Here is a 12,100-nt window from a genome sequence, read left to right on the forward strand (position 1 = left end):
TATCAGCAACAGATGTATGACTGACCCACCGCTATCGCAGGCAAGCCAGCTCCTACAGTGGATCGCATTTCAGTCTCACAGGCTATTTGAATTCGGCCAGGCGCCGCTCGATAAACCGTTGTTCGGGCGCTTGCTGGGTCAATGCCAGCGCCCGTTCAAACGCCCGCTGCGCGTCCTCCATCCGCCCCAGCCGCCGACAAAATTCGCCCCGCGCCGAGTGCGCCAGGTGATAGTCGACCAACTCCCCCCGCGCCAGAATCCCGTCCACCAACTCCAGTCCCGCCAACGCCCCATCGCGCATCGCAACGGCCACCGCGCGATTCAGCTCGATCACCGGCGACGGCACCGCCCTTAGCAGCACGTCATAAAGCCCGACGATCTGCGGCCAGTCGGTCTCATCAGCGCTCGCCGCTTCAGCATGCACCGCCGCAATCGCCGCCTGCAGGCTGTAGGGCCCGAAGCGTCGTGTGGTCAGGGATTTCTCCACCAGAGCGCATCCTTCAGCGATCAGCGAAGCGTCCCACAGCGAACGGTCCTGCTCATCCAGCAACACCAACTCACCACCCGCCGAGGTGCGTGCCGGGCGCCGGGATTCGTGGAGCAGCATCAGCGCCAGCAAGCCCATCACTTCCGGCTCCGGCAACAATTCCATCAGCAAGCGGCCCAGTCGAATCGCTTCGCGGGTCAGGTCTTCCCGGGTCAAATCGGCGCCCATGGACGCCGAATACCCTTCGTTGAACACCAGGTAAATCACCCGCAGCACACTCTCCAGGCGCTCGGGTAATTCCGCCAGGGATGGCACTTGATAGGGGATTTTCGCCTCGCGAATCTTGCCCTTGGCCCGCACGATGCGCTGGGCGATGGTGGCCGGTGTGGCGAGAAACGCCCGGGCGATTTCCTCGGTGGTGAGGTCGCAGATCTCACGCATGGTCAGCGCCGCCTGGGCATCGGCCGCCAGCGCCGGGTGGCAGCAGGTGAAGATCAGGCGCAGGCGGTCATCTTCCACGTCTTCGGCGCTCCAGTCAGCGTCTTCCAGTTCATCGGCCTGAGCCAGCAACTGGTTCTGGTGCGCGGCAAAACGGGCCTGGCGGCGCAGTCGGTCGATGGCCTTGAAGCGTCCGGTCGAGACCAGCCAGGCCCGAGGATTGTCGGGCACACCGTCCTGCTCCCAGCGTTCCACCGCGACGAAAAACGCCTCGTGCAAGGCTTCCTCAGCCAGGTCGAAATCGCCGAGCAGGCGAATCAGGGTCGCCAGGATGCGCCGCGATTCGCTGCGATAAACCGCTTCGACCCGGGCCTGCACCGTCAATCGCGCATGCCTTCGGTCACAAGCGTCACCAGGCGGTCCAGGCTCTGGCCCCAGCCTTCGTGAAAGCCCATGGCTTCGTGAGCCTGCCTGGTTTCAGCGCTCCAGTGCATGGCGCGGGCGGTGTAGAGGGTTTTCCCGTCGACGTCTTCAAAGGTGACTTCGGCGGTCATGAACGGCTGGCCCGAAGGGATCCAGCCGGGGGTGAAGGCATCGGTAAACACCAGCCGACTGGGGGCGGTAATTTCGAGGAATACGCCTTGGGTCGGGTACTCGCTGCCGTCGGGCGCGCGCATCAGCGTGCGAAATTGCCCACCGACCCACAGGTCCATTTCGCACTCGGGGGTGGTCATGCCGTGTGGGCCCCACCACTGTTGCAACAAGGCGGGTTCGGTCCAGGCGCGGAACACCCGGCTGCGCGGGGCATCGATCAAGCGACTGATGGACAGTTCAAATTCGGCGGGTTTGGGTTGATGAGTCATGGGTAAACCTCCTGAGTTTTATTGTTGTGATCAGAGATTCAATTCACGCACCGGGCGTACTTCCACACTGCCGACCCGGGCCGCCGGAATGCCGCCGGCCACCTGGATCGCTTCATTCAGGTCCTTGGCTTCGATCAGGTAAAACCCGGCGAGCTGCTCCTTGGTTTCGGCAAACGGCCCGTCGGTGATCGACAGCTTGCCATTGCGCATGCGCACGGTGGTGGCGGTGGTTACGGACTCCAGCGGTTCGGCGGCCAGCAACCGCCCGCTGGCCTGCACGGCGGCACCATAGGCAAAACATTCCGGGTCCTTGGGGCTGTCGGGCGAATCATGCAGCACCTGCTCGTTGCTATAGATCAGGCAGAGGTATTTCATGGGATTCTCCGTTTTCGGACAACTGACTATAGTTCGCGGCGTTCAAGGTTTCAGGTCGAACAGACCGGCGCCGGTTTCCATGTCGAAGGGTGCCGACCAATGTTCATGCACCACTTTCCACTCGCTCCCAATGCGCTGGTAACCAGCGCTGACGCGCATCCAGCAGGTCTTGAGCACACCGTCGGGCCCGGTGCCGCCACAGTGCGCCAGCCAGTGGGCAAAGGCGCTGTTATCGGCGGCGACGATATGCAGCTCGTGGAAGTCAAAGACCCCGGGGCCCGGGCAGAACTCCATGCACGCCTTCCAGTGCGCCTGGTAGGCGGCCTTACCCTTGAACTGCAGGGCGTTAACGGCGTCGAACGCGACGATATCGTCGGCGTAAAAGCTGACAATCTTCTCGACGTCCTTGGCGATGACCGCCTGTTTCCATTGTTCGATCAAGCTGATGATTGCAGTGCTCATGGCGATACTCCTTGCGGGAAAAATCACTGAAGACACCCTTAGTCGACTGGGCCATCGGCCAATCGACAGTCCCGCGAAAAATAATTGCGAATACCGCAAACCCGCTAGAATCCGCGCTTCTTTGTAGGATTTCGGATGCTACGCCGATGGAAACCCGCCTCGTTCCCTATGAGACGTTGACTGCCCTGCAACAACAGCAACTCAACGCCCTGGAAGTGCATCCCGAACAACTGGCGTTTTCCGGCGATATCTACTGTGCGCTGAACACCCTGCTGGCCAATCCGAGCCCCGGCGTGGCGGGCTTTGCGCTGCTGGCAGACGAGATCACCGTGGCGTTCCTGCTGCTCAAACGCCCGCCCTGCCTGCCCCATTGGGCGGATGAACACAGCGCCACGCTGCATGCACTGCAAGTCGACCGCCATCAACAGGGCCGGGGGTTTGGCAAAGCCTGCCTGCAGGCCCTGCCAGCGGCTGCGCGCCTGGTCTGGCCGCAGATCAAGGCCCTGGAGCTGTCGGTGGACACGGACAATGTGGCGGCGATGGGGCTGTATTTGCAGCAAGGGTGGGTGGACAGCGGTGAGGCGTACAAGGGGCGGATTGGGTATGAGCGCCGGTTGGCGTGGGTGTTTGATGCCGAGGCACCTTGACAATGCCACAATGTAACGTATACATAACTTATCAATATAAATGTAATGGTTACGCGACATGGACTCTTCTGTCATCACCCAGAGAATCGGCAGCCAAGTGCGCACCATGCGGCTCAACCGAGGCTATAAACAAGCAGAATTGGCGCGTTTGGCGGGCGTAACTCGGCAAAAAATGATTGAAATCGAGCAAGGCAGCCCAACGGTCTCCATGAATGCCTACGCTCGAGTGATTGCCGCCTTGGGCAGTGAAATAAAATTGGTACCTGCCACCATGCCAACGCTGGAAGAAGTGGAGGACTTGTTCAATGAATAGCCCGAAGCTTCATGTTCATACGCCTCAAGGCGCCAGCGGCAGCGTATTCACCAGTGCAGGCGACTATCTTTTCCGCTACGGCGATAACGCACTACCCCCCAGCGCACTCAGCCTGGTAATGCCTGTTCGCGCAGATGAATACCGCCGACGAGAGCTACATCCGATATTCCAGATGAACCTGCCAGAAGGGTTTGTGCTGGAGCAGCTTCGCAATCGCCTTGCCAAGACAGTGAAGGTAGACCCGATGTTGCTGCTGGCATTGTCTGGTAGCAGTGCGCCTATCGGTCGCGTCTTCATTTCCTCGGACCAAGTCAATGAGCTGATTCAGCGCAACGGCGCTCCGTCGACGGGAGAAAACCTGGACGAAATTCTCGCCTGGGACGGGGCGGAAGATCTTTTTGCTGAGCTGGTAGATCGCTACATCCTGCGAGCAGGAATTTCCGGTGTTCAGCCCAAGGTGCTGGTGCCGGAAAAGCCACAAACCCCAGAGCAGAAATTCACTTCAAAAACCAATGATCTGATCATCAAAAGTGGGCGCGACGAATTTCCGGGATTGGCCATCAACGAATACCTGTGCATGTCCATTGCCAGAGATGCAGGCATACCCGTGCCGCCGTTTTACCTGTCGCAGAATCATAAGCTTTTCATCATGCGGCGCTTTGATCGGGATGAGCAGGCCAACCCCTTGGGCTTCGAAGACATGACCACGCTGATGGGCCTGTCTGCAGAACAGAAATACGGCAAGAGCTACAACATGATCGCCAAAGCCGTACGCGTTTACTGTTCGATTGAGCATGAACGCAGTTCTCTCGACCAACTGTTCGACAGCGTGGCCTTGAGTTGCATGGTGGGCAATGGCGATGCCCATCTGAAGAATTTCGGCCTGCTGTATAGCGACCCGATCAAGAGCGATGCCAGGCTTGCACCGGCTTACGACATTGCCAATACCACCGCCTACATTCCCGAGGACGCTCTGGCTCTCGACCTGGCCGGCAATAAATCTTTCTTTGCCTCACGTCTGGGTATTCTGGAGTTTGCTGGAGTCTGTGAGGTGGAGAAACCCGAGGAGCGAATCCGGGCACTGCTCCAAACCCTTGACGTTGTTCTCAAGCGTGAAGACGATTACTGCCGACAAGCCCCTAATGTTGCACAAGCTATACGGCGATCAGCGCAAGGCTATCAGCGCAGCTTCGGTGGCTGACACATCACCTGACCGATCGATAAGGAGTCCCAATGCTCACCACGCTGGAACAACTCGAATCCCTCTATGGCCTCCCCCACGAGCGGGCCGTGCGCAAGGAAATTCCGTTTCTCAACGAGGATTACCAGGCGATGGTCCGCGCGTCACCCTTAGTGGTGGTGAGTTCGTCCGGCCCGGACGGCATCGATGGTTCGCCCCGTGGCGATGTACCGGGGTTTGTGCGAATCATCGACGAGCGCACGTTGGCGATTCCGGATCGGCCAGGGAATAACCGCCTCGATACCTTACGCAATCTGGTGGTGGATCCGCGTATTGCGCTGCTGTTCATCATTCCGGGGATTGGCGAGACATTGCGGGTCAATGGTCGCGCGCAGATTTCCATCGAGCCCGAGTTGCTGGAGAGCTTTGCGGTGAATGGCAAAGCGGCCCGCTCGGTGATTCTGGTGCAGGTGGAAGCAGCGTATTTCCATTGTTCCAAAGCCTTCGTGCGCTCCGATTGCTGGAACCCGGAAAAGCATCTGGATCGCTCGGCACTGCCCAGCGCCGGGGCGTTTCACAAGCGGCTGAACGACGGGGCATTTGACGCAGAGGCCTATGACCGGGAAATGCCGGAGCGGGTCAAGGCCACGTTGTATTGAGAGGCAGTGACAGGAGCGAATAGGCTCGCTCCTGTCAGGGGTGCGGTCAGGCGGATTCGGCTTTGATCGGAATCCAGATTTCCACGGAGCCCGTGCCCTTGCCCACATCGAAGTCGGCGCTGTAACGCTCAAAATCAGCCCCGATCACCTTGTAGCCGGAACCCGGCAGCCACTCGAACATGATGCGTTCATAGGTCTGCGCCAGCGCCTGCACCGGACCAAAGTGCGGGAACACTGCATAGCGATGGGCAGGAATTTCAATCGACTCGAAGTTGCTCGGCACATCGCCCTTGGTCGGTACTTCAACGCCCGCCAGATAGTCGAATTCATCGTGTTTGGCGTTGTAGCACACGCCGTAAGTCACGCCGCCCACGCGCTGCTTGATCTCTTTGAAGCAGCTGTCGAACAGTTCCCACAACTTGGGAATATCTCCCAGCGTGGCCTTTGAATAACGCCCTTGCACACCCGCGATCACCAGGGCCTTGCCCTCTTCCATGTGTGGCTGTAACGGCAGTTTTGTCTGTTGGTCCATCTGAACAGTCTCCTTCTTATGAGGGAACAAACCCGCGTCGAGTATAGGGGCATATCCCCGCCGTACTCCAAGCAGAAATTTTTGCCTCAGCATCTGGACAATTGGCCATCATCGACCGTATTGTCTGCCCCGCAGGCCACCGCAGTGGCCGACGTCGCTCGGACGGTTCCGGGCGCTTACGTATTTCGAGGCAACAATGGCCGACCAAGGTTCGCCGCGCCGCTTTGCGCGCATAGATCGACTCCCCCCTTACGTTTTCAATATCACTGCCGAGCTGAAGATGGCTGCGCGTCGGCGCGGCGAAGACATCATCGACTTGAGCATGGGTAACCCTGACGGCGCCACTCCACCGCACATCGTGGAAAAAATGGTCACCGTCGCCCAGCGTGAAGACACCCACGGTTACTCCACCTCCAAAGGCATTCCGCGGCTGCGCCGGGCGATTTCGCGCTGGTACAAAGACCGCTATGAAGTGGACATCGACCCGGAAACCGAAGCCATCGTGACCATCGGCTCCAAGGAAGGCCTGGCGCACTTGATGCTGGCTACCCTGGACCAGGGCGACACCGTGCTGGTGCCCAACCCCAGCTACCCGATTCACATCTACGGTGCCGTGATTGCCGGCGCCCAGGTGCGCTCGGTGCCGCTGATTCCGGGGGTGGACTTCTTCGCTGAGCTGGAACGTGCGATTCGTGGCTCGATCCCCAAGCCGAAGATGATGATCCTCGGCTTCCCGTCCAACCCCACCGCGCAGTGCGTGGAGCTGGACTTCTTCGAACGGGTGATCGCCCTGGCCAAACAGTACGACGTGCTGGTGGTGCATGACCTGGCCTACGCCGACATCGTCTACGACGGCTGGAAAGCCCCCTCGATCATGCAAGTGCCGGGCGCCAAGGACATTGCGGTGGAATTTTTCACCCTGTCCAAGAGCTACAACATGGCCGGCTGGCGCATTGGTTTCATGGTGGGTAACCCGGAACTGGTCAACGCCCTGGCGCGGATCAAGAGCTACCACGACTACGGCACCTTCACCCCGCTGCAAGTGGCGGCGATTGCGGCGCTGGAAGGCGATCAGCAGTGCGTGAAAGACATTGCCGAGCAGTACCGCCAGCGTCGCAACGTGCTGGTTAAAGGCCTGCATGAGCTGGGCTGGATGGTCGAGAACCCGAAGGCATCGATGTACGTCTGGGCGAAAATCCCCGAGGCGTATGCCGCGATGGGTTCGCTGGAGTTTGCCAAGAAGCTGCTGCTTGAGGCCAAGGTGTGTGTGTCGCCGGGGATTGGCTTTGGTGAGTATGGCGACGATCACGTGCGCTTTGCGCTGATCGAAAACCAGGATCGGATTCGCCAGGCGGTGCGGGGCATCCGGGCGATGTTCCGGGCGGATGGGCTGGTCAAGAAAGCTGACGCCTGACCCGATCCAACTGCCGGAACCCAATCAATGTGGGAGCTGGCTTGCCTGCGATAGCGGTGTTGAATTCACCATCGCCATCGCAGGCAAGCCAGCTCCCACATTTGTTTTGCGGTGCGCCTGTCAGACCACCAGCGACAGCAACAGGATAAAGCCCAACGCCACCACCGACAGGATGGTCTCCATCGCCGTCCAGGTCTTGAATGTCTCGGCCACGGTCATGTTGAAGTACTGTTTCACCAGCCAGAACCCCGCGTCGTTGACGTGAGACAACACCAGCGAACCCGCCCCCGTCGCCAATACCAGCAACTCGCGGTTCACCCCCGGGATCATCCCCACCACCGGCACCACAATGCCTGCGCCGGTAATGGTCGCCACGGTGGCAGAACCGGTGGCCACACGAATCACCGCCGCCACCAGCCAGGCCAGCAGGATCGGGTTGATCTGCGCGGTCACCGCCATATGGCCGATCACATCACCCACGCCGCTGGTCACCAGCATCTGCTTGAAACCACCACCGGCACCGATGATCAGGATGATCGCTGCGGTCGGCGCAAGGCTGGCGTCGAGCAGCTTGAGGATTTGCTTGGAACCGATGCCCTGGCGATGGCCAAAGGTGTACAGCGACAGCAGCAAGGCCAGCAGCAAGGCGGTGATCGGGTGACCGATCATGTCCATCCAGTTGCGGATCACGTGGCCGTCCGGCAGTGCAACGTCCGCGAAGGTTTTCAGCAGCATCAGGAACACCGGCAACAGCACGGTGATCAGGGTGATGCTGAAGCTCGGCAGGGTCTTGGATTCCGGTTGCTCACTGGCCAGTTGGTCCACCAGTTCCTGGGACGGGTTGCCCGGGATGTACTTGGCGATGAACGAACCGTAGAGCGGGCCGGCGATGATGGCCGTAGGCAGCGCGACGATCAGGCCGTAGAGAATGGTCTTGCCGATGTCGGCACCGAACACGCCGATCGCCAGCAACGGGCCCGGGTGCGGTGGCACCAGGCCGTGCACTGCCGACAGGCCCGCCAGCAGCGGGATGCCGATCTTGATCAGCGACACGCCAGTGCGGCGCGCGACGATAAACACCAGCGGAATCAGCAGTACAAAACCGATCTCGAAGAACAGCGGAATGCCCACCAGGAACGCGGCGAACATCATGGCCCACTGCACCTTCTCCTTGCCGAAGGCCCGCACCAGGGTTTGGGCGATCTGATCGGCACCGCCGGAATCGGCCATCATCTTGCCGAGCATCGTACCCAGTGCCAGGATAATCCCGACAAAGCCGAGCACCCCGCCGAAGCCGTCCTGGAACGCCTTGATGATCTTGTCCACGGGCATGCCCGACGTCAGGCCGAGAAAGCCTGCGGCGATGATCAGCGCAATGAACGGGTGGACTTTGAACCGGGTGATCAACACGATCAGGCCGATGATGGTCACCACTGCATCGAGCAGCAGATAGGTATCGTGGGACAAGCCAAACATGGGGGTCTCTCCTGTTTGTTGTTGTTATTAAAGCCGGTAAAAAATTCAGTGCAGGCGGACAGCGCTATCTTGTCCGGCAAAAAATTATTTGTTTGGTTCAAAGCCGTGTTCGAGCCACCAGGCATTGGTTTGCTCGGCCAGTTCTTCGACACTGTCTACGCTGGCGTTGAGGGCCAGGGTCAATGGCTCGCCCACTGGCGATTCAAGGGTGGCGAACTGGCTGTCTATGAGGCTGGCCGGCATGAAATGGCCGGGGCGATGGGACACACGGTCGGCGGCGACTTCGCGGGTCAGCTCCAGAAACACAAAGCCCAGGCCCGGCGCGGCTTCGCGCAGGTGGTCGCGGTATTTCTTTTTCAGGGCCGAACAGGTGAGCACCGGATGCTCGCCGGCTTTGAGCGAGCGGCGCAGTTCATCGCACAGGATGTCGAGCCAGCCGGCGCGGTCGTCGTCGTTAAGGGGATGGCCTGCGCTCATCTTCTCGATGTTCGCGGCGGGGTGAAAGCTGTCGCCTTCGATGGCCGTGGCGCCGTTCAGCAGGCACAGGGCCTCGCTGACGCTGGACTTGCCACAGCCGGAAACACCCATGATCACGAGGGCAGTAACAGGTTGACTCATGAAACACCTCAAGACGCAGATAGCGCTACCTTTGCACGCTGTAAGGCTAGTGCAAAAACAGGCTTTTCCCGCGCCGTCTTGTCATTTTTATGGAGTGACGCGTGCATCTGCTCCAAAGGTTTGAACGGGAACAGGCATCCCGACGTTCAAGAATTTGCAGGGTCTTGGAGACAGCGCTACCTTAGTGCCTCGATTTTTGTTTGGCAAGCCGCCTGATGACTCCCAAGAACGATAAAAATACCCGCACCACGGGCCGCCCTACCCTGAATGAAGTAGCCCGCCTGGCCGGCGTAAGCCCGATTACCGCCTCCCGGGCCTTGCGCGGCATCAGCACCGTGGCCACCGAACTGGTGGAAAAAGTGCAAAAAGCCGCTGCCGAACTGAGCTACGTGGTCAACCCGGCCGCCCGTGCCCTGGCATCTGCCCAGAGCCAGTCGGTGGTGGTGTTGGTACCCTCTCTGTCCAACCTGCTGTTTATCGAAACCCTGGAAGCCATCCACCAGGTACTGCGGCCCAAAGGCTTTGAAGTGCTGATCGGCAACACCCACTATTCCCGCGACGAAGAAGAAGACCTGCTGCGCAACTACATGGCCTACCAGCCACGGGGGTTGCTGCTGACCGGGTTTGACCGTACGGAAAGTGCCCGGCGCATGGTGGAATCGAGCAACGTGCCGTGTGTGTACATGATGGACCTGGACCCGGGCGCCGGATTGAACTGCGTAGGATTTTCGCAGTTGAACGCCGGGGAAACGGCGGCCGCGCATCTCATCTCACGGGGTCGCAAGCGCCTGGCCTACATTGGTGCGCAACTGGACCAACGCACGTTGTTGCGCGGTGAAGGCTTTCGCCGGGCGTTGCAGCAGGCAGGGTTGTACGACCCGGCGCTTGAAGTGCTGACGCCACGGCCATCGTCGCTGGGCCTGGGCGGCGAGTTGTTCCTGCAACTGCTGGCCAGCCATCCGGATGTGGACGCGATCTTCTTTGGTAACGACGACCTGGCTCAGGGCGCGTTGCTGGAAGCGCTGCGCCATGGCATCAAAATACCGCAGCAGATCTCGGTGCTGGGCTTCAACGACCTGCCCTCCTCCTCGTTCATGGTGCCGCGTTTGAGCAGCATCAGTACGCCCCGCGAAGCCATTGGCCGGCGCGCGGCAGAGCATTTGCTGACGGTGATGGCCGGTAACAAGATCGCCCGGCCGGTGGTGGACATGGGGTTTGAGTTGAAGGTGCGCGAGAGTACCTAGGCGGTAGCTGTAGGAAGCGACTGATGTTGATGGCAGCGCCTTGCTCCGTTGCCTACAGGTACGTCAGAATCCGCCGGCTTGTGCGCCTGGATAGGGCTCTCTAAGGTTGCCCGGTCGCTGAATTTCTCGGTGATCGGGTTTAGTAGCCTGAGCAGCCCCATACAAATGTGCATGAGCTTCATCTTTCGGACTTACCTGTCTGTGCTTGATGGTGGCTGTGCGCAGGGCGCCCTCGTGGCGCGCCGGGTTTTTGTATGGGTCTACCGGTCTACTAACCTGCGTGCAGCCGCCACCCTTTCGTTTAGTAGCGATCAGGTGGTGGCCTTGTTAGAGATCCTACCTATGTTCAAAGCAACTCCAAATCCCCCTACCTTATTCACCGTCAGCCCCGACGTCAGCAGCGAAAGCCTGATCGCCAACAGCTACGAGACGTTTTCCTCGGTCAGCACGTTATTGCTCGACCTGTCTGATGAACTCACCGGCAAAGACCGCGACACGGCATTGGCGATTCATCAGTTGAGTGAGTTGGGCGTATTGCTGATGGGCAAGTTGATGGACCAGGAATCACCGCTCTGCTAAGGGCCCAGACGCGGTCAATGTGGGAGCTGGCTTGCCTGCGATAGCATCACCTCGGTATGCCTGATACACCGAGGTGCCTGCATCGCAGGCAAGCCAGCGCCCACATTTTTAGTCGTCGTTGGCCCATGCCCCTGCTAAATTGCCTCCCTGCCTTCTCACCGTCGCCAGGAAAGCACCATGGGCCATTCGCTGAAAATCTTGGGTCGCACCTCCTCTATCAACGTGCGAAAAGTCCTGTGGACCTGCCAGGAGCTGGCTATTCCCTACGACCGCGAAGACTGGGGCATCGGCTTCGCCTCCACCCAGTCCCCCGAATTCCTGGCCCTGAACCCTAACGCCCAAGTTCCGGTACTCATCGACGACAACGGCGTGCTGTGGGAATCCAACACCATCTGCCGCTACCTCGTGGGCCTGCACCAACGCCACGACCTGCTGCCCGCCGAGCCGGCAGCCCGTGCCAAAGTGGAGCAATGGATGGACTGGCAAGCCACCGAACTCAACCCGTCCTGGGGCTACGCCTTCCACGCCCTGGTGCGCAAAAACCCGGACTTCCAGGACCCGCAACGCCTCGCTGCCGGTGTGCGCGGCTGGAACGACAAGATGGGCCTGCTGGAACAGCAACTGATCAAAACCAATGCCTACGTGGCCGGTAATGCGTTCACACTGGCCGACATCCTCATCGGCCTGTCCGTACACCGCTGGCGGATGACGCCTATGGAGCATCCCTCCTACCCGGCTGTCAGCGCCTACTACGCAACCCTCAGCCAGCGCCCTGGCTTCAAGGCCTTCGCCCTCGACGGCCACAACTAAAAA

15 protein-coding genes are annotated in these 12,100 nt (G+C 59.9%); 8 read left to right on the forward strand and 7 right to left on the reverse strand.

Features of this window, described 5'->3' with window-relative positions:
• Positions 1-82: 82 nt before the first annotated feature.
• From HKK54_RS02535 to HKK54_RS02550, 4 genes are read right to left on the reverse strand one after another with little or no spacing between them, the layout of a single operon-like run.
• A complete protein-coding gene (locus tag HKK54_RS02535) occupies positions 83-1,309 on the reverse strand; it encodes an RNA polymerase sigma factor (protein ID WP_169386077.1) in 1,227 nt (408 codons plus the stop codon).
• Positions 1,306-1,788 (reverse strand): SRPBCC family protein, encoded by a 483-nt coding sequence (locus tag HKK54_RS02540; protein WP_010169821.1) that lies wholly within the window; start codon positions 1,786-1,788, stop codon positions 1,306-1,308. Before HKK54_RS02540 ends, HKK54_RS02535 begins: the two co-directional genes overlap by 4 nt.
• A 30-nt stretch (positions 1,789-1,818) precedes the next feature.
• Positions 1,819-2,163, reverse strand: a complete 345-nt coding sequence (locus tag HKK54_RS02545) for a YciI family protein (RefSeq protein ID WP_169386078.1) — start codon at positions 2,161-2,163, stop codon at positions 1,819-1,821.
• 42 nt (positions 2,164-2,205) lie between these two features.
• A complete protein-coding gene (locus HKK54_RS02550; protein WP_169386079.1) occupies positions 2,206-2,625 on the reverse strand; it encodes a YybH family protein in 420 nt (139 codons plus the stop codon).
• 146 nt (positions 2,626-2,771) lie between these two features.
• On the opposite strand from HKK54_RS02550, the gene HKK54_RS02555 reads away from it, so the two are divergent.
• Genes HKK54_RS02555 through HKK54_RS02570 form a run of 4 tightly spaced genes read left to right on the forward strand, consistent with a single transcriptional unit; the run spans position 2,772 to position 5,424 of the window.
• Positions 2,772-3,272: a GNAT family N-acetyltransferase gene (locus tag HKK54_RS02555; RefSeq protein ID WP_169386080.1), complete on the forward strand. Its 501-nt coding sequence runs from the start codon at positions 2,772-2,774 to the stop codon at positions 3,270-3,272.
• A gap of 58 nt (positions 3,273-3,330) precedes the next feature.
• On the forward strand, positions 3,331-3,585 hold the full coding sequence (locus HKK54_RS02560) for a helix-turn-helix domain-containing protein (protein WP_169386081.1): 255 nt from the start codon (positions 3,331-3,333) through the stop codon (positions 3,583-3,585).
• Positions 3,578-4,786 (forward strand): type II toxin-antitoxin system HipA family toxin, encoded by a 1,209-nt coding sequence (locus HKK54_RS02565; RefSeq protein WP_169386082.1) that lies wholly within the window; start codon positions 3,578-3,580, stop codon positions 4,784-4,786. Before HKK54_RS02560 ends, HKK54_RS02565 begins: the two co-directional genes overlap by 8 nt.
• 32 nt (positions 4,787-4,818) lie before the next feature.
• Complete coding sequence (locus tag HKK54_RS02570; RefSeq protein WP_063027754.1) at positions 4,819-5,424, forward strand: pyridoxamine 5'-phosphate oxidase family protein; 606 nt, start codon at positions 4,819-4,821, stop codon at positions 5,422-5,424.
• Between the two features lie 46 nt (positions 5,425-5,470).
• Here the strand turns inward: HKK54_RS02570 and HKK54_RS02575 are convergent, their stop codons facing one another.
• On the reverse strand, positions 5,471-5,956 hold the full coding sequence (locus tag HKK54_RS02575; protein ID WP_169386083.1) for a GyrI-like domain-containing protein: 486 nt from the start codon (positions 5,954-5,956) through the stop codon (positions 5,471-5,473).
• A 196-nt stretch (positions 5,957-6,152) separates the two neighbouring features.
• Here HKK54_RS02575 and alaC point away from each other — a divergent pair, with 196 nt between their 5' ends.
• A complete protein-coding gene (gene alaC, locus HKK54_RS02580) occupies positions 6,153-7,370 on the forward strand; it encodes an alanine transaminase (protein ID WP_076015830.1) in 1,218 nt (405 codons plus the stop codon).
• Positions 7,371-7,490: 120 nt separating this feature from the next.
• On the opposite strand, the gene HKK54_RS02585 is transcribed toward alaC, so the two are convergent.
• The gene (locus HKK54_RS02585; RefSeq protein WP_010169829.1) at positions 7,491-8,846 is read right to left on the reverse strand and encodes a GntP family permease; all 1,356 of its coding nucleotides are present in this window, start codon (positions 8,844-8,846) and stop codon (positions 7,491-7,493) included.
• An 84-nt stretch (positions 8,847-8,930) separates the two neighbouring features.
• Positions 8,931-9,464: a gluconokinase gene (locus HKK54_RS02590; protein ID WP_169386084.1), complete on the reverse strand. Its 534-nt coding sequence runs from the start codon at positions 9,462-9,464 to the stop codon at positions 8,931-8,933.
• A gap of 212 nt (positions 9,465-9,676) precedes the next feature.
• On the opposite strand from HKK54_RS02590, the gene HKK54_RS02595 reads away from it, so the two are divergent.
• The 3 genes from HKK54_RS02595 to HKK54_RS02605 all read left to right on the forward strand — a co-directional run bounded on the left by HKK54_RS02595 (position 9,677) and on the right by HKK54_RS02605 (position 12,097).
• Positions 9,677-10,708 carry a LacI family DNA-binding transcriptional regulator gene (locus HKK54_RS02595; RefSeq protein WP_169389235.1) on the forward strand — a complete coding sequence of 344 codons (1,032 nt, stop codon included), beginning with the start codon at positions 9,677-9,679 and terminating at the stop codon, positions 10,706-10,708.
• A gap of 342 nt (positions 10,709-11,050) precedes the next feature.
• Positions 11,051-11,287 carry a DUF6124 family protein gene (locus tag HKK54_RS02600; protein WP_010169832.1) on the forward strand — a complete coding sequence of 79 codons (237 nt, stop codon included), beginning with the start codon at positions 11,051-11,053 and terminating at the stop codon, positions 11,285-11,287.
• Between the two features lie 177 nt (positions 11,288-11,464).
• The gene (locus tag HKK54_RS02605; protein ID WP_169386085.1) at positions 11,465-12,097 is read left to right on the forward strand and encodes a glutathione S-transferase family protein; all 633 of its coding nucleotides are present in this window, start codon (positions 11,465-11,467) and stop codon (positions 12,095-12,097) included.
• Positions 12,098-12,100 lie beyond the last annotated feature (3 nt).

This window comes from Pseudomonas sp. ADAK13 (assembly GCF_012935715.1).
Classification (GTDB): domain Bacteria; phylum Pseudomonadota; class Gammaproteobacteria; order Pseudomonadales; family Pseudomonadaceae; genus Aquipseudomonas.